The sequence below is a fragment of the Paenibacillus sp. FSL W8-0439 genome (assembly GCF_038008995.1).
In the GTDB taxonomy this organism is placed as follows: Bacteria; Bacillota; Bacilli; order Paenibacillales; family Paenibacillaceae; genus Paenibacillus; species Paenibacillus polymyxa.
This window is the reverse complement of the sequence record NZ_JBBPAK010000001.1, coordinates 4,630,797-4,648,253: the sequence shown is the minus strand read 5'-3', so window position 1 is coordinate 4,648,253 and position 17,457 is coordinate 4,630,797. Positions and strand designations below refer to the sequence as shown.

16 protein-coding genes are annotated in these 17,457 nt (G+C 46.3%); 10 read left to right on the top strand and 6 right to left on the bottom strand.

Going from position 1 to position 17,457, the window contains the following annotated elements; translation table 11 throughout:
- Positions 1-35: 35 nt before the first annotated feature.
- The 3 genes from MKX36_RS20000 to MKX36_RS19990 form a co-directional block, all read right to left on the bottom strand.
- On the bottom strand, positions 36-893 hold the full coding sequence (locus tag MKX36_RS20000; RefSeq protein ID WP_123797615.1) for a 1,4-dihydroxy-6-naphthoate synthase: 858 nt from the start codon (positions 891-893) through the stop codon (positions 36-38).
- Positions 894-1,553 (bottom strand): futalosine hydrolase, encoded by a 660-nt coding sequence (locus MKX36_RS19995; RefSeq protein WP_340866132.1) that lies wholly within the window; start codon positions 1,551-1,553, stop codon positions 894-896. It lies immediately after the preceding gene.
- A 202-nt stretch (positions 1,554-1,755) separates the two neighbouring features.
- Positions 1,756-2,001, bottom strand: coding sequence for a hypothetical protein (locus MKX36_RS19990; RefSeq protein WP_016820022.1), 246 nt, complete (start codon positions 1,999-2,001; stop codon positions 1,756-1,758).
- Between the two features lie 307 nt (positions 2,002-2,308).
- Here MKX36_RS19990 and ppk1 point away from each other — a divergent pair, with 307 nt between their 5' ends.
- A complete protein-coding gene (ppk1, locus tag MKX36_RS19985; protein ID WP_016820023.1) occupies positions 2,309-4,417 on the top strand; it encodes a polyphosphate kinase 1 in 2,109 nt (702 codons plus the stop codon).
- On the opposite strand, the gene MKX36_RS19980 is transcribed toward ppk1, so the two are convergent.
- Positions 4,377-5,912, bottom strand: a complete 1,536-nt coding sequence (locus MKX36_RS19980; protein ID WP_340865436.1) for a Ppx/GppA phosphatase family protein — start codon at positions 5,910-5,912, stop codon at positions 4,377-4,379. The genes ppk1 and MKX36_RS19980 overlap by 41 nt on opposite strands.
- A 219-nt stretch (positions 5,913-6,131) precedes the next feature.
- On the opposite strand from MKX36_RS19980, the gene MKX36_RS19975 reads away from it, so the two are divergent.
- Positions 6,132-6,788 (top strand): YheC/YheD family protein, encoded by a 657-nt coding sequence (locus MKX36_RS19975; protein WP_016820025.1) that lies wholly within the window; start codon positions 6,132-6,134, stop codon positions 6,786-6,788.
- Between the two features lie 282 nt (positions 6,789-7,070).
- On the top strand, positions 7,071-7,214 hold the full coding sequence (locus tag MKX36_RS19970; protein WP_007431918.1) for a sporulation histidine kinase inhibitor Sda: 144 nt from the start codon (positions 7,071-7,073) through the stop codon (positions 7,212-7,214).
- Between the two features lie 159 nt (positions 7,215-7,373).
- Here the strand turns inward: MKX36_RS19970 and MKX36_RS19965 are convergent, their stop codons facing one another.
- Complete coding sequence (locus MKX36_RS19965; RefSeq protein WP_016820026.1) at positions 7,374-8,378, bottom strand: NAD(P)/FAD-dependent oxidoreductase; 1,005 nt, start codon at positions 8,376-8,378, stop codon at positions 7,374-7,376.
- Positions 8,379-8,614: 236 nt separating this feature from the next.
- Between MKX36_RS19965 and MKX36_RS19960 the strand changes: the two genes are divergently transcribed.
- The 4 genes from MKX36_RS19960 to MKX36_RS19945 all read left to right on the top strand — a co-directional run bounded on the left by MKX36_RS19960 (position 8,615) and on the right by MKX36_RS19945 (position 13,063).
- On the top strand, positions 8,615-9,805 hold the full coding sequence (locus tag MKX36_RS19960; RefSeq protein ID WP_025365756.1) for an NAD(P)/FAD-dependent oxidoreductase: 1,191 nt from the start codon (positions 8,615-8,617) through the stop codon (positions 9,803-9,805).
- Between the two features lie 135 nt (positions 9,806-9,940).
- Positions 9,941-10,447: a MarR family winged helix-turn-helix transcriptional regulator gene (locus MKX36_RS19955; RefSeq protein ID WP_031462160.1), complete on the top strand. Its 507-nt coding sequence runs from the start codon at positions 9,941-9,943 to the stop codon at positions 10,445-10,447.
- Positions 10,448-10,562: 115 nt separating this feature from the next.
- A complete protein-coding gene (locus tag MKX36_RS19950; protein ID WP_290405105.1) occupies positions 10,563-11,900 on the top strand; it encodes an HlyD family secretion protein in 1,338 nt (445 codons plus the stop codon).
- Positions 11,897-13,063: an ABC transporter permease gene (locus tag MKX36_RS19945; protein ID WP_025365754.1), complete on the top strand. Its 1,167-nt coding sequence runs from the start codon at positions 11,897-11,899 to the stop codon at positions 13,061-13,063. The genes MKX36_RS19950 and MKX36_RS19945 overlap by 4 nt, the downstream gene beginning before the upstream one ends.
- 189 nt (positions 13,064-13,252) lie before the next feature.
- Here the strand turns inward: MKX36_RS19945 and hemQ are convergent, their stop codons facing one another.
- On the bottom strand, positions 13,253-14,032 hold the full coding sequence (gene hemQ / locus MKX36_RS19940; RefSeq protein ID WP_025365753.1) for a hydrogen peroxide-dependent heme synthase: 780 nt from the start codon (positions 14,030-14,032) through the stop codon (positions 13,253-13,255).
- 344 nt (positions 14,033-14,376) lie between these two features.
- Here hemQ and MKX36_RS19935 point away from each other — a divergent pair, with 344 nt between their 5' ends.
- The 3 genes from MKX36_RS19935 (at position 14,377) to trxA (ending at position 17,383) form a co-directional block, all read left to right on the top strand.
- A complete protein-coding gene (locus MKX36_RS19935) occupies positions 14,377-15,894 on the top strand; it encodes a DnaD domain protein (RefSeq protein WP_013372881.1) in 1,518 nt (505 codons plus the stop codon).
- 98 nt (positions 15,895-15,992) lie between these two features.
- Complete coding sequence (dnaI, locus tag MKX36_RS19930; RefSeq protein ID WP_016820033.1) at positions 15,993-16,940, top strand: primosomal protein DnaI; 948 nt, start codon at positions 15,993-15,995, stop codon at positions 16,938-16,940.
- 125 nt (positions 16,941-17,065) lie between these two features.
- Positions 17,066-17,383: a thioredoxin gene (gene trxA / locus MKX36_RS19925; RefSeq protein ID WP_010347861.1), complete on the top strand. Its 318-nt coding sequence runs from the start codon at positions 17,066-17,068 to the stop codon at positions 17,381-17,383.
- Positions 17,384-17,457 lie beyond the last annotated feature (74 nt).

Below are 17,457 nucleotides of genomic sequence, written 5' to 3'. Positions count from 1 at the left end.
TTTAGGAGATAACATGCATGGCATGTCTGCACCTTTTAACGTGTTGTTGTGGACGTAAGGCGCAGTTTGGCTAAATCAAACGGAGGCACCAGCCCTTCCTGCGCAGCGCGACCGAGTAAGGCTTCAATGGCGGCATAACCGCTGTCGCCCAAATTGGCGGTAAAATCGTTCACGTACAGGTCGATATGCGATTGGGCGACATCGGGTGATAGCTCTTGCGCATGAGACAATACATATTCACGCGAAGCTTCGGGATGTTTCCAGGCATATTCGACAGAGGCACGTATCCAGTTGGTGATCGCATCCAGATCCAGCGTACGACGGGCAATAATAGCTCCGAGCGGGATCGGCAGCCCTGTATCTTCTTCCCACCAGTTCCCTAAGTCAACTTGCTTGCTAAGTCCATAGGACGGATATGTGAAGCGTGCTTCATGAATCACCAATCCTGCATCTATCTCTCCGTCACGGACAGCAGGCATAATTTGGTCGAACGGCATCACGACGATCTCGCCGACACCTCCAGGCACATGCTTGGCCGCCCATAGACGGAACAGCAGATAAGCGGTGGAACGTTCACTTGGAACAGCTACACGCTTGCCGGATAGGGCTTCCGGACCTTCGACGGTGGAACCTTCCTTAGTCAGCACGAGCGGTCCACAGCCCCGGCCCAGTGCACCACCACAAGGCAGCAGGGCGTATTCATCCAGCACCCAAGGAAGTGCAGCGTACGAAATTTTCATGATATCAAGTCCGTCTGGTGTGATCGCCAGATTGTTGGTGATGTCGATATCGGCGAATGTAATGTCCAGCGCGGGTGCGCCCGGAATCAATCCATGCGCCAAGGCATGGAAGACAAAAGTGTCGTTAGGACAAGGTGAAAAAGCAATTTGCATCTATATAACCTCCGTTAATGTAGAAAATGCGGCTTCCAGCGCTTGCAAAGCCTCTTTGATTCGCCAGGATGCACGGTCACGTGGACCAACAGCATTGGAAATCGTGCGAATCTCCATCATCGGCAGCTCGAACCTGTTGGCCGCCACGGCTACTCCGTAACCCTCCATCGCTTCGGCAGCAGCGCCGGGAACGCGTTTGGCTAGGCGTTCCGCTGTAGCCGCTGTGCCGGTGGCCGTCGAGACGGTCAGGATCGGTCCGGCGACGGCCGTCTGGCCAGCGTCACGCAACGCCTGAACGAATCGCTGCGCGGTGGCAGCGTTCACGGCAATGCGGCTGGAGCCAAAACCCAGCTCGTCCACGCTGCTGAAGCCCTCTACCGTCTCTGCCCCTAAGTCGGCGGCAATAATCGCGTCAGCAACGACGACGCTCTCCAGTGCAGCGACCTCCACGAAGCCGCCTCCAATTCCAGCGCTAATGACCAGACGGTAGCCGCCAGTGGCCAGTGCCAGCGCGGTTGAAGCCGCTGCGGACGGAGCGCCTACACCAGCCAGCTCGACCACAAAGCGAGTGTCGCCTTTCAGGCCGCGCAGCACAGCCTCCCGTTCGCCTTCAACCGCGGTCATGACCAGGATGCGCCCATCTGATGTTGTATGCTCCATCGGTTGATTCCCCTTTAAATTTAGGTAATATGCTTTCTTATCATACTGCTTTTCCAAACGATGTTCAAAAAAAGTCGACAAAAAAAGCGCTCTATGGCGCTTTTTCGGAGAAAACTGCAAGATTCAACAGATATGAAAATTGGTAGATTAAACATATAACCATTCTAATCTGGAAGAACAGCGCAGACATAGCATATAATAATTATATCGGCTGATCCTTCGTGATTAGCTGAAACATGGTGATATTGCGGTCATAATGGCTTGGGGTCCCATCCTGATTGCGCACCCGAATCATCTCGCTACTGAACAATTCGATATAACCACAGCCTATCTCACAGTATACGCCCGCAGGGTCTTCTTGCCAGACCGAAACGAGGTGTTGAGACAGCGCCGCGGTAAAAAATTCGATGTTTTTTTGCAGTACGCGTGGCGTTTTCTTGGGTTCCATAATGTAAATCCTCCCTATATCATGCCATTTGAAAATCAGCAATTGAACGTGGCTACTAAGTGGTTATTACACATCATAATGAACTTAATCAACTGAAAAAGGTACGGTTCGTCATTCTACTCTATGAAACAGACGTAAACACTGTACCGCTTAATGCTATTTTTGTAAAGCATCCGTTTGACCTTTTCAACATCCATTGTGTGTTTACACACATTTTACATTGCGTTTACACTTCTGTGATGCTAGTGCGTTTCATCTAATAGTACAATAAAGGGTAACTATACTGCATGAAATTGATGGAGGCCATATGTTGATAGAGAGTCAGAAGAAGGATAAAGCCGGGTCAGAACGTTACTTTAACCGAGATTTAAGCTGGATTGAATTTAATCGTCGTGTGCTTCAGGAGGCTCAGGATGCAGATACACCGCTGCTGGAAAGAGCCAAATTCTTAGCAATTGTGTCCAGCAATTTGGATGAGTTTATGGCTGTTCGTGTTGCAGAGACACGCGAGAAGATCAAGGCTGGTTTTATGCAAAAGGATTTTACGGGATATACCCCCTCCGGTTTGTACAAGCGCCTGATCAAGCGTACCGTCTCGATGGTATCCGAGCAATACCGGACCTATCGTGATATTTCTCGCCTATTGACGAAAAAAGGTCTTTTGCTGCTTGAATATAATGACTTAAATACGACACAGCGCAAGTCGCTGGATGCATATTTTCATGAAATTATATTTCCGGTGCTTACACCGATGGCGGTCGATCAAAGCCGTCCTTTTCCACTGGTTCATAATAAATACGTATATTTGGCAGTTGTCTTGAAACGTCCAGGAGATACGGAGGAGGATAAGCCGCTTTTTGCCATTGTGCAGGTGCCTTCCAATATTCCGCGTGTCGTTTCGGTGCCGTTACGTTCCAATAGCAAGAAGAAATCATTTATTTTAATTGAGGAACTGATTAAGCATCATATACAAACGTTGTTTTCTGGATATATCCCCGAGGCGGTTCATGCCTTTCGGGTTACGCGTAACTCTGATTTGTCCATTAATGAAGAAGAGATCGAAGATTTGCTCGAAGAGATTGAAAAAGAACTGCGTCGAAGACGGCGGGGAGCACCGGTCAGACTGGAAGTGGAAAAAGGGATTAATCCCTTTGCCCTGATGGAACTTCAACGCGAATTCAAGCTGTTCGATCATGTATTTGAGATCGACGGGCCGTTAGATCTGACGTTTTTGTCGTCTTTTGCCGATCATTTGGAGGGGTATTCGCATCTGAAATTTCCGGCAATCAAACCATTGTATCCGGAAGAACTGCCTCCGCAAGAGGATATCTTTAACGTACTTCGCAAACGGGACGTGCTCGTGTACCATCCGTATGAATCGTTCGATGCGGTAACTGATTTTATCATTGAGGCATCAGAGGACCCGGATGTAATGGCCATTAAGATGACCCTGTACCGTGTCAATGGAGAATCGAAGCTCATTCCGGCTCTGGCACGTGCAGCCGAATCGGGCAAGCAGGTGACCGTAGTGGTCGAACTGAAGGCGCGTTTTGACGAAGAACGTAATATTGCTTGGGCGCGTACGCTTGAAAAAGCTGGCTGTCATGTAGTATACGGGTTGGTCGGCTTGAAAACACACGCCAAAATTATTCTAATAGTACGTCATGAACGTAATGTGCTCAAACGATACGTGCATGTAGGAACTGGCAACTATAATGAAAGCACGGCACGTGTATATACGGATATCGGGTTATTCACAGCGGATCCGGTGCTGGGTGAGGATGCCTCTGAGCTGTTTAATGAAATCACGGGCTTCTCGGCGCTCAAGACCCCGCAAGCTTTCACCGTAGCTCCGACGGGAATGAAAAATAAGCTGTTCGACCTGATCCGCAGGGAAGCGGAGCAAGCACTTGCAGGCAAGCCAGCCCGTATTATTGCTAAAATTAATTCTTTATCCAATCAGGAAATGATTGATGAACTATATGCGGCTTCTCAAGCAGGTGTGAAGATTGATTTAATCATTCGAGGGGTCTGCTGTTTACGCCCTGGAGTGGAGGGCTTTAGCGAGAACATTCGGGTTATCAGTATTGTCGACCGTTTCCTAGAGCATTCCAGACTGTTTTACTTTGAAAATGCAGGTCATTCGGAGCTATTCTTGTCCAGCGCGGATTGGATGACTCGCAATCTGACTCGCCGGATTGAGTTGATGTGCCCAATTTATGACGACCGAATCAAAGAAATGCTAGTGGATATTTTACGTTTATCCTTGAAGGATAATGTAAAGGCACGCCAGCTTCTGCCGAATGGCAGCTATCAATTTGTAGCCAGAAACAACGAAGAGGCTCCCATCAGGAGCCAATTCGAAGCAATGAAGGTTAAAAACTGGAAGAAGGAAGAATGGACCACGACAACGTAAGATTCCAGGCCTTTTGAAAATCTTTTGCGACAGCCACCAGCTCCCGTTGCTCCAGAATCGGTTCACTCTTGCTTTCCAGGCGAATATGCAGCGCATCGTCTCCTGTCGTGGGATGGATGCCGGAGATGATGCCGGATTCGCTACGATCCATACCGATTGCTAGCTGGAGCAGCGAGCCGAGCCGGTGTACACGTTCTTCGTCGGAAGGCTCCAAAATATCTGCATGTGTGCGCAGCAAGCGGGGGGTCCGGTTTTTGGGGTGGTAATCAGCGATCAGCGCGGCTAGCACTGTTTCCCGGTGAGATAAGCCGCCAATGCCTGCGTGCAAGATCCAGAACACGGAATGCTGGCGGAAGTGATAGTAATTCAAGGCTGCGCCTGTTTTGTAAAGAGTTGCTGCGGTCAGTAACAAGCGTTTGTCCATAGCGATTGAGGGTCCTTCAGCTAAAGTGTCATAGAGCCGGACGGCGTACTCGTTAACCCGCTTGACATGCGCTTCGCTAACCGGGACAGCAAACGACAAGATATTGCGAATGGACGCGATGAGCGGATTAGCCACCACAGGCTGTTCAGCGTTGACTAGCTCATGAAACAGGCCGTCTCGCAGACCCGCTCCACTGACCAAATACGCGGAGCCTTGAGCAGCTTCAAAGATCGTTTTCAATATAATGAGACCCGGTACGATAATGTCGGCTCTGTCTTTGGACAGGCCGGCTGTTTTTTTGCGTTTTTCATAGGGGAGATGAGGCAGACTGCTATAAAAATAATCGACATCTTCTATTGTCATTTCGTAATGGTGTGTCACAGGAAGCGAGTAATCCTGCCGTTTCTGATTGATTTTAGCCAAAGTACGGAGGGTTCCACCCAGCCCGATAAACGGCAGACCCGGATTGGAGAAGATCCAATCATGGTTTTGCAGTGAAGAACGGACAAAGCTCTCCATTTCTTCAATCTGTCCAGGAGACCATTCGCCATTCTTGACCTCACGTCCAAAGCGCCAATTCATATTGACTGCGCCAAAGGGAAATGAAACTGTATGCAGCCGTGTTCGATCCCGGAACAGCGTAATTTCGGTACTGCCGCCCCCGATGTCAATAATAATGCCGTCACTCACATGCATTGTATTCACTACGCCTAGAAAACCGGCATAGCCCTCTTGCTCCCCGCTCAGGATTTCCAATGTTAAATTTGTCTCTTCCGCAATCCATTGAACAATTTCGTCCGAATTGGCCGCATTGCGGATGGCCGCTGTTGCTGCTGCACGCATACGAACAACCCCGTGCATACGGCAAACTTCCATAAATTGGCGTAGCAATGGAGCGATGCTGCGGATTGCTTCTCGTTCCATACGGCCGTTGGCCCCAACCTTTTCGCTCAGTCGGGCAGCTTCTTTGCATTCCTGCACAATTCGATAAGCACCTGTCTCTGTCATTTCATAGATCACGAGACGTATGGAGTTTGAGCCAATGTCCATGATGCCAATTTTGCTATTCATGAGTTGACCTCCTTGTTGAAAGAAACAATTTGCAGCAAATTCAACTGCTCCGTTCTAAATGGTATTCAGATTATTGTCATTGTACCAGTGTTGTCCGGTGCATGCTACCGTTCGTCATGATCTTGTCGAAATAGACACATGATCCTGACAATCACCCAAGAATAGCACACCTCTATTGAGTATGTATAAGTATAGCTGACGGCGAAAGGAGAGAATTAGATGAGACAACTTGCAAGCAAATGGCTAAAGACGAAGGCGCTCCTCCATCATCCACATACCGCCGTTTATATACCGGAAACCTGTCTATATAGTGAAGAACAATTGCGCATAATGCTACGGCGGCATGCTTTTGTATTTATAAAACCCGTAAGAGGAGGCGGAGGTGTCGGAGTCATGCGCGTGGCAAAGGAGGGGAACGGCTACACCTGTACGCGTATGGAACAAACATATCGGTTCAGCCATTTTAGAGCGCTTGTGGCCGGAATCAGTAAGCTCCGAATCCAACGTCCGTATCTCATTCAGCAAGGTATTCAACTAGCAAGTATCCAAGGTAGACCTGTTGACTATCGAGTCAAAGTCGTAAAGGAAGGGGAAAAATGGGAGTTTCGTGCAGTGGTGGCGCGTCATGCTCGTCCCGGACTGGTCATAACGAATCTGTGCAAAGGAGGAACTTTGCTGAAGGGAACAGAGGCACTTCGAATGATATATCCGCGACGGCTAGCTAGACGAAAGCGGCGGGAGATCGTTGAACTTACACAGCACTGTATTCCTATACTTGAAAGAAGATTTCCCGGGATCGGACAACTGGGATTTGATTACGGGCTTGATTGGAATGGACGGGTATGGATTTTAGAGGTAAACACAAGACCTCAATAACTTCAGGTTTTCTTCAAAAAGTTTCCATTATAATCTATTAACAAGATGCTAAATATAATATATTTGTATAAACATAAAAAAAAAATTTTTTGCGTTTAATCGCCAAAATTCTGTGTATAAATATTGTCCACATTATCCCCTGTCACATATAAGGGTTAACGACACTTACCAACAATTTATACACAGGATTTCCACAATTGACTGTGGATAATAGAACGCTTGTTCCGTTTTTGGTATTTTGATAGAATAGATTTTGAAATAAAAGGAAAGGTTGTGTCGAGGATGGCTATGCTGACGGATGAAATGCTTTTGGATTCCTATCAGATGGCAATCGAGCTTAAACTTGAATGTGACTTCATTGCACTGTTGCTGGCTGAAATTCACAAAAGAAATCTAGAGATGAATACAGCCGTAGTCCTTCATTAGACCGGACAAGCTCTCGTACTGCGACTGTAAAGTCATTCAGGGTTCGGATGACTTTACGGACAATCACTGCAACGAATAGGCACACCGTGAAAAAGGGTATTTCACTCCAAAGGTTCAAATCTGGAGTAAAATACCCTTTTTTGTCATAGTCTAAATTAACTACAATTTCATGTTACTGCTGTGTCCGGGAGATAACTTGGCGTCTGGATCTACATAGACCTTGGCGTTGTTGACTGCTGTAGGAGCTTCACCAAAACCAACCGCGATCAGCTTGAGCTTGCCTGGATAGGTAGTGATGTCTCCTGCAGCGAAAATGCCAGGAATATTCGTCTCCTGACGAGAATCGACCACGATGGAGTTACTTTCGATTTCAATTCCCCATTCAGCAATTGGACCAAGTGTGGATACAAATCCAAAGTTAACGATGACATCGTCCACTTCGATTTCCTGAGTTTCTTTGGTTTTTACATGAGCAAGAGTGACCTTTGTAATCGTATCTTCCCCATGCAATTCTGCAATTTCCGTTGGTGTAATCACGTTTACTTTGGAAGCGAGGAGGTTCTCGACACTGTGTTCATGCGCGCGGAATTTGTCACGGCGGTGAATCAATGTAACCTGTTCTGCAATCGGTTCCAGCATAAGGGCCCAGTCTACAGCAGAGTCACCGCCGCCACTGATTAGCACCTTACGACCTGCAAATTTGCTCAGGTCGCTGACAAAGTAATGCAGGTTCGTTTTTTCAAAACGATCGGCACCTGGAAGCTCCAGTCTGCGCGGCTCGAAAGCACCCACGCCAGCGGTAATAATAACCGCTTTACCATGATACTCGCCACCTTTGTCTGTTTTGACGATGAAGTGGCGTTCTTCTTTCTTCTCTAACGATACGACTTTCTCTTCTAGCTGCACCTCTGGATTAAAATGGTTCATTTGTTGAACCAAATTGTTGACCAGTTCCTGTGCAGTCACTTTAGGAAAGCCAGCAACGTCATAAATATATTTTTCAGGATAAAGGGCTGCAAGCTGGCCGCCCAGTTGGGGCATACTTTCAATTAAGGTGACGGATGCCTGACGCATTCCTCCGTAAAAAGCGGCGAAAATACCGGCTGGACCGCCTCCAATTATGATCAGATCGCGGATCTCCGCACCTGTGGATTGAGCTGTCACTCTAAAAACACCTCCGAAAGGGATAGTATGAATTGTAGATATTGAATCAGCCGCATAGAGGTTCAGATAGCCGCCGAACGTATGATTCACTGCTTATCATTATAAACTGCTGGGTTCTTCTTGCAAAGTTAAAGCGATTAATATTTGATGAAGACTTTCCGGTGAGTATAAGTTAACCGTGTTAAGAGAAAAGCTGTGAATATTGAATGATTATGTATATCGGAAGGGGTAGAAGCATGAGCAGTATTCCCAAAATTGTCATTGTGGGCGCCGGATATGGCGGTATATTGACGGCTCAGCAATTGCAAAAGGAGCTCAAGCACAATGAGGCAACTGTCACGCTAATCAACCGTCATGATTACCACTATATTACGACACATCTTCACATGCCTGCGGCAGGCACGGATACGATTGAGCATTCGAGGATTCCGATTGCGCAGCTAATCGATGAGTTCAAGGTGGATTTAGTCAAAGGAACAGTGAAGGAAATCATACCAAATGAGAAAAAAGTCGTGCTGGAGGATGGCTCGCTATCCTACGATTATTTGGTCATCGGATTAGGTGGCGAGCCGGAAACATTCGGAATTCCAGGGATGGATCAATTCGCACTGACGATTCGCAGTATTAACTCTGTGCGCCTGATTCGAGAGCATATTGAATACCAGCTGGCCCTGTATAAAAATGACGGTAAGCCAGGTCGCCTAAATTTCGTCGTAGGGGGCGCTGGTTTTAGTGGCATTGAGTTTGTAGCGGAGTTGGCAGATCGTCTGCCACAGCTGGCTAAAGCTTACGACATCGATTTTAACCGAATTCAAATCATTAACGTCGAGGCAGCTCCTACAGCATTACCAGGGTTTGATCCTGAGCTGGTGGAGTACGCGATGGATGTCCTCAAGCGTAAAGGGGTTAACTTCCGTATTGGAGTCCCGATTAAGGAATGCCAGCAGGATGGTGTAATTGTCGGTGAGGGTGAGAAAATTGAAGCCTGCACGGTCGTCTGGACAGGTGGAATCCGTGGAAACGGATTGATCGAGAAAGCCGGATTCGAAGTGATGCGCGGAAGGGTGAAAATCGACGATTTTCTGCGTGCACCGGGTCATGATGATATTTTCATTATCGGGGACAGTTCCCTGATGTTTAATCCGGAAGGCCGCCCTTATCCACCGACTGCCCAAATTGCAATGCAGCAAGGAGTACTTTGTGCCAAGAATCTGGCCGCTACGCTCCGCAAAAAGGAGCTTCACAAGTTCGTATTCTCCAACAAGGGTACGGTTGCATCCCTTGGAAAAGGCGAAGCTGTCGCCGTAGTAGGTAAACGAAAAATCAAAGGCTGGGTGGCTGCACAGTTGAAAAAAATTGTGGATCTACGCTATCTGTTCATCATTGGCGGCATTCCACTAGTACTGAAAAAAGGGCGGTTTTTCTAACGTCAGAAGGTTTCCATGACTCCTTGAATGGAGCTTGGAGACCTTTTTTATTTAGGTGAACGAAAAAAAGGTATTGACTCATAACTATTCGACGACGTATAGTATGGTTACTAATTATAGAGGGGGAGCTTCACGTTGAATTCTGATTTTAAAATCAATGCCGATCCCAAGAGAATAAATTTATTGACTGAAAAGTTTCCAAATGTGGACTCCCAATCGTTGAATACGTTCGTACTTTTCGTGCAGGCAGCACATGAAGTGTACAATGGAGTGTCTTCCAGACTCTCGGAATATGGGTTATCTGTAGGCAACCTGAAAATTTTAGTGCCATTGTTTTTACATGAACGTGCATTGACTCCATCAGAGCTGGCTGAATATTCAGGGGTTACTCGTTCAACAGTAACCAGCGTAATTGATAAGCTGGAACGGGACGGCATCATCCGCAGAAGTACGCTGACGGATCGACGTATGACCGCGATCTCCTTGACTGACGAAGGAAAACAGTTAATGACGGAAAAAATTCCGATGTTCATCCAGCTTTTTTCGGATTTAATGAATGAATTTACAAAGGAAGATCATGTTCTATTTGCTACGTTATTAAATAAGCTTTCCTCAGGACTTGAACGGATAAAACGGGAATGATCAAATTTCCCGGCTTAAATAGTTAGACGTCGTATTATCAGGTTCCTTATTTGTTTTTTGTCTATTATTTTTTAACTACCATTGGTTAAATCATCATGAAGGAGAGTTTGTTGCAATGAATAAAAAGATCATTGTGTACGTGCTACTTGTTGTCGCATTAGGTACTGGAGGTACGCTGATGGCAATGAGCGGCAAGGATGCTGTGAGTATGGCAGCCCAACAAAAAAACACACTGCTTACGGCAGATACCGTGAATGTTGCTTTTCAGGGTGTAGGGGGAAGAGTAAACACGATTGAGGTGAAGGAAGAACAACAGGTGAAAAAAGGGGATGTAATCATGACTCTTGATCCTGTAGACCTTGATTTGCAAATCGAGAAATTAAAAACGGATATCGCACAGGTTGATGTGAAAATAAAACAGGCTAAAGACGGGCTGCAAAATCAGTCGGAGAAAATTTCAACTTCAGAAAAACAGGGACAATTGGACATTCAAGCCGCGCAAGCAGGAGAGTCCTTATTAAATCAAGGAACACGTGCGGAGGATATTCTAAGACAAAAGCTGGCTATTGAAGCAGCACAGCAATCGTTGGACGCAGCTCTGACAGGAGTAGAGACAGCCAAAAGGAATGCAGAAATCGCGCAAAAAACAGTATCATCCAGACAACAGGCTCTGGACTTGGCTAATGTGAATTACAAGCGTATCAAAGCGTTATATGATGCCGGAGCTGGAACCAAAGCAGAACTGGATAACGCCAAAAACCAACTGGATAATGCCCAAATCTTGTTGGATACAGCTAAGGATCAGGTTGAAATTTCTAATAACCAGATTACAGCGGCTAGCAAACAATCGGACATTGCTAGAAATGGGATCGCTCAGCAGCAAACCGCTTTGGATAAAATGGAGGCTGGCGCAACGGCTGAGGAACGCCAGCAGGCTCGTATCAAAACAGAAAAAGCCAAGGAAGCCTTGACTCAAACCTCGCAAACACGAAAAGATGTTAAGAATAGCGAATACAATGTGGATCTTCTGGCTCAACAAAAGCAGGCATTAAGTGTTCAACTCAAAACTTTGGAATTACAGCGGGGACGTATGGTGCTGAAGGCATCCACAGATGGTAAGGTGTCGCGTATTGTACCTAAAATGGGAGAGATCGTTTCTACGGGGGCAACGGGCGCCGTTATCGAAACCAGTCAGCTATACTACGATATTTATGTGGGTGAGGATTCCATGTCACAGTTTAAAGCTGGGGGAAATGTGACTTCGCACGTTGTAGCTTTAAATAAAGATGTCCAAGGCAAGGTGAGGTACATCACTTCTGCTCCTCAGTATACCAACATGAGAATGAGTCGGGACAAAGGTCTGTCGGATATAAGCTCCTTCCAAGTACGGGTGGATGTTCAGCGCACATCTGAATTATTACCTGGAATGACGGTAGAGGTTGTGACGAAATGAAGGCGTTTATAGAAGAATGGAAGCTGTTGATCAGCGGTAAGATGGTTTTTGTTATGCTGCTCGTTCCTATCGTAGTAGCTCTAGCCTTTGGATTTGTTTTTAAAAATAATCAGCTTAACGATGCCTCTATAGCTGTAGTCGATTTAGATCATAGCAGTTATAGCCGACAGCTTATTAATAAATTAGATGCATCGCAGTATATTGATGTACGCCATGTGCAAGAGAATGAAGCCGATCCGAATTTACTCTTATATAATGAAAAGTTTTTTGCTGTGATTTACCTCCCAGCTGGGTTGGAGGAAAATAGGATCAAAGGAGTTCAGAGCAACATCGGTTTTTATGTGGATAATACGGTAGGTCAGGCTACTGGAAATCTACGCTCGGCAGTCACAGAGATTATGGCGACGGAAAATGCGATGCTGGCTGGTGGTGGATTAAAGGGCATGGGAATGAGTGACAGCCAGGTTACAGGGCTTACTTCTAATATGCTGCTTCAGCAGCGCCTGTTATATAATCCTACCAATGCTACTTTGATGACCTCGGTTATGGGATTCATTAATACGGTCATGATTTCATTGATCGGTGCTACTGTACTGACAATCGTCCCGCGATTGCGGGAGCAAGGAAGATTAAAAGAGGAGCTTCAGCATTCGTATAGCTTGATTCTTAGGGTGTTACCGTATGCGTTAGTAGGATGTGTGTCCTTTTACCTGTCCATTGGTTTACTTAAGCAAATTGGGGGATTACGCTTTGAAGCGAATGTATGGCAGCTCAGTATTCCATTTTTCCTATACACGATTACGTTGAGTTTGTTTGCGATGGTTTTAGGGTGGAATGCCGCGAATCCTGGAAAAGCTTCCTCACGCCTCATGCTAATTATACTGCCTTCGTTTTTACTGAGCGGTGCTCAATTGCCCGTGGCTATGCTGCCTCCATCGCTGCAATATGTAAGTAACATTCTCCCATTGACCTGGCATTTCAAGTTTTTGAGAGGTATGGGCTTCAAAGGTGGGAGCTTAAAATATTTTATTCCCGAGTTGGGAGGCTTTTTGGTCTTACTAAGTGGTTTGCTGCTTATTATCTTTATTTTGATTGCTCTGGAGAAAAGAAAGCTGGCGAAAAGTGAGAATACATCCGTAGTGGTGGAGCCGGTGATGCAATAATCTGAGCTATTATTCCTTGGTTTATTACCTGGGCAATCATAAAAAAAATACATTGTATCAGGCGCCCGTGCGGGGGCCTTTTCTCTTCTATTATAGTTTTAGATCTTATAAAAAAAGGATTCCGTCGTCCCGAAAGTGGGAGTTCACGAAATCCTCGGTTTTTTTCAGTAAAGAGTTGATGTCTGCGTCTTACAGCTTGAGCATGTCTTCAAATGTTTCTTCATTCAAAACGCTGCCGACATAGAAGGAACCGAATTCACCGTATCGGGCACTCACTTCATCAAAACGCATTTCGTAAATTAGCTTCTTGAATTGAAGTGCGTCGTCGGAGAACAGGGTCACGCCCCACTCCCAATCGTCGAAGCCGATGGAGCCTGAAATGATTTGCTTTACTTTGCCAGCATAGCTGCGTCCAATTAAACCGTGGCTGCGCATCAAGGTGCGACGCTCGTCCATCGAAAGCATGTACCAGTTGTCATCCAGATCACGTTTCTTGTTCATTGGATAGAAACAAATATAACGTGCCTTGTTTAATACAGGCTTCAGGCGCGCGACAATTTGTGGATTTTGCATTGGATCTTCTTCCTTGCTCAAATAATTACTCAGTTCCACCACACTTACATAAGAATACGTTTTGGTCGTATATTTGGCGAAGGTTGTTTTGTTAAATTCATTTTCCAATTTATTGAGGTCTTCCAGCGTTTCACGCAGGTGCAGCATAACAAAATCAGCCTTTTGTCCGACTACAGTATAGACAGCTGAGCTGCCCAGACCTGCTTCCTCGGTAACGCTCCATTCCTTCATAAACTCTTGAAGCTCGTCCAGTGCTCCCGCGCGCTCTTCATCGTCTGCAGTTTTCCATGCCGTCCAGTTGATGGACCGGAAATCGTGAAGCGCGTACCAGCCTTCCAGTGTGGAGGTTACTTCGTTGGGTGTTGCTGGGGTTTGTTGAGGTTGATGTTGATTCACGATCTACACTCCTTTACGATCTGTAAATGTAATCGGCTTAGCCGAAATATGTGTACTTCCGTATATCGTTCCTGTATCCAATACGTGATGTTTAACCATTATATTGTAGCTCAATTTGGAGCTTTTCACCAATGAAAGAAGTGTGAAGAATATTATTTTTCCATGATGCAGGTCACAAAAGTCATAAAATAGTTAGTATTCTCGAAAAAAGAAGAACTCGGACGAATACGGCTGCCAAAAAGGAGGACAATTGCCCTTATTTTGTTGGTCCCACCCGAGGGCAAGTATGATAGAATAGAAAAACATCTTGGAGAACGTTATGTCAGGAAAGGAAGAATGTCGGAATGCGGATGAAAAACCTGCTGCACTATACTGAGAACCACCGCTACTGCGTTTATCGGGAATTTGGCTTGAGCGCACTGGATGAATTGATGCTGGGAAGTGTCTATCAGCCGATGGTAGGCGCATTTGCGGTCAGTCTATATCGACTGTTGTTCCAGCATGTGCCAGTCGGACAGATTGGTTATTCGCCGTTGGAACAGCAACGTCGACTTTTTCTGACACTGGGACTGGAGCCAAGTGAGAAGGGACGCAAGTATTTGATTGAACAGACCTCCAAGCTGGAGGCTGTCGGTCTGTTGCAGACGTCCAGGTTGTATGCGCCCGAAACGGACGATTATATGTATGAATATGAGATGCAACCACCGCTCGCACCTGCTGAATTTTTCAGAACGCAGCACCTTACCCTTTTGTTGAGAGACAAAATCGGTAAGTTTGCAGTGCTTTCTCTGAGAGAATCGTTGTGGAGCAGGGAATCTAGCGAATGGTCGCAATCTTCCCATAATAAAGAGAATATATCGGTTCCGTTTTATGAGCTGTTTGAGCTGAACACCCATGTTATAGATTATGAGTTGGAACAAGCGCTGTCCGAAGTATCCACGAGCCGCCAGACTGGAGCATTAGCGTCCGAATCGGAGGAAGCATTGAACTATGCAGATATTATTCTTCGTTTTCCGCGTGAATCCGCCAATCGCAAGCACGTGGAGCGTCTTCGATTTGAACACGAGCAACTGGGTATGGTCAATTACGTGGTCCGTAAATTTGATCTCTCTGTACAGGATATCAGTCGCTTGCTGGATGAGGACGGCATTTTTACCGAAGCAGGCGATTTATTGCTCGACGAGCTTCAGCTTCGGGCTAGCCAACACTCCAGGCAGGAACGGAAGCGTCAGGAGGAACAGCAGGTGCAGGCTGCCAAGGTGGTTGCCTTGCGCCAGAGGGAAACTTCCACACCTGAAGAGCCGCCTGCAGAGCAGGCTGTGGAAATGGAATTTTATGTAGAGGTTCCCCCACAATTCACAGCCAAGTGTGACATTCACCAATATAATATGATGCTGCGCAACGAGCCTTATCGTCGTTTGCTGCAAACCTTTTTCCCCGGCACGGTTCCTGGTAACCTGCTGGATATATTCGAGAAGATTGATATCAGCTATAAGTTGCCTGGTGAAGTCATCAATGTGCTGATCCATTATTTAATGTCACTGCTCGTATCGGGGAGCGATCAGCGGATTAACCGCAACTTTGTCGAGGCCGTTGCCTCCAACATGCTGCTAAAGCAGGTAAACACTTACGAAAAAGCCGTTCAATATATAAGGGATCAAGCCAAGGTAAAAGGAAAACAGTCTACTGCTTCTTCCTCCGGGGGCAGATCCCGCACGTATGCCAAAAACAATGGGCCTGCCAAGCCGTCTATTCCGATCGTACAAGATCAGCCTTCCGAGGAATCCGTATCCGAGGAGGAATTGGATGAACTGCTTCGCCTGGCCGAACGACTGCAATCCGGTAAACAGAAAAAGGTGTAATGGAAGCCAATTCAATAATGTGTCGACTTTATGGCGGTCGGCAGCGAAGCGTCAATCGCCCTCCATAACTCTGCACATTTTAGAAAGGAGGAGCATTCTTGGAATCACTCGGTGATTTGCTTCAGCAGATGCAGAACCCTTCGTTTCGCCAACGTACTCGCAGCGTAGCCGATCAGGTTCTAAATGATCCGCTGGTGAAGGAATTTTGTGCTGCACATCCTGATGTAGACGAAACGCAATTGCGACTTAATATGAGTATGCTCTTTCAGTATACCCGGGATCGCCGAAATTGCGACAACTGTCCGGGACTGGAACAGTGTCCTAACGATTTCCAGGGTCACTTTTGCAAGCTGGGCGTGGAGTATCCCAATGGAACAGCGGAAATGGTGGACATTCGGACCCCGTGCGCCAAGCTAGTTGCCTCCCAGCATGAACAACGAGTGCGTCAGCGAATTAAAAGCTTTTATGTGGATGAGCGCGCGTTGTTGGAAGGATATAATGCTGTTGAGATTGCACGTAAGGATTTGCAACGCGTGCCCGCAGTCAATCAGGTATTCCGCTATATTGAAGAAACCAAAAGTCAGGGTTTATTAAAAAAAGGGCTCTATCTGGAAGGTACGTTTGGTACGGGGAAAACCTTTTTGATGGGCTATCTGTTGCACGAGTTGGCTCTGTCGGGTTTCAACGGTGTGATTGTGTACATGCCTGATTTTGTGGAGGACTTAAAGTCCATGATTCAGGATGGACAGAAGCTTAAGGAAACGACCGAAATGCTTAAAAATTGTGATCTGCTCGTATTTGACGATATTGGTGCTGAAAATTTGAGTCCATGGGTACGGGATCATGTAATGGGCTCCATTTTGAATTACCGAATGAACCGTAAACCGACCTTTTATACTTCTAATTACTCACTGCAAGGGCTAGAGAAGCATCTTAGCTTTACAAGCAAAGACGGAGAGGAAATGTACAAGGGACAACGCTTGATGGACCGGATTCGTCCTTTTGTGGATGTCATTACCGTCAAGGGGAAAAATCAGCGAGGGTAAGCGTTCATTCGTCTGCTCTTTTGATATCTTACAATTAAAAGACTATTGTGATATAATTAAAAGGTGTCGAAACAGACATTACAGGTTATAATAATCTTGACTTTTCTATAAAGGAGGAACATACAATGGCAATTGTTAACGTGTCCGATCAATCCTTCAACGCAGAAGTCGAAGGCACAGGAACCGTTTTGGTTGATTTTTGGGCGCCATGGTGCGGTCCTTGCAAAATGATCGCTCCAATTCTGGAGGATCTGTCTACAGAAGTTGGCGATAGTGTCAAAATCGCGAAGGTGAACGTGGATGAAAATCCAGAGTCTGCTTCTCGTTTCGGCGTGATGAGTATTCCTACCCTAATCGTCTTCAAAGACGGACAGCCTGTTGATAAAGTGGTAGGTTTGAACTCCAAAGAAGCATTGAAAAGCATGCTTACTAAACACCAATAATCATGGAATGTGACCCATGCTCCTGCGGGGGCTTGGTGGAGCGCCATGAACACTCAATGCCTCCGGTTATATAT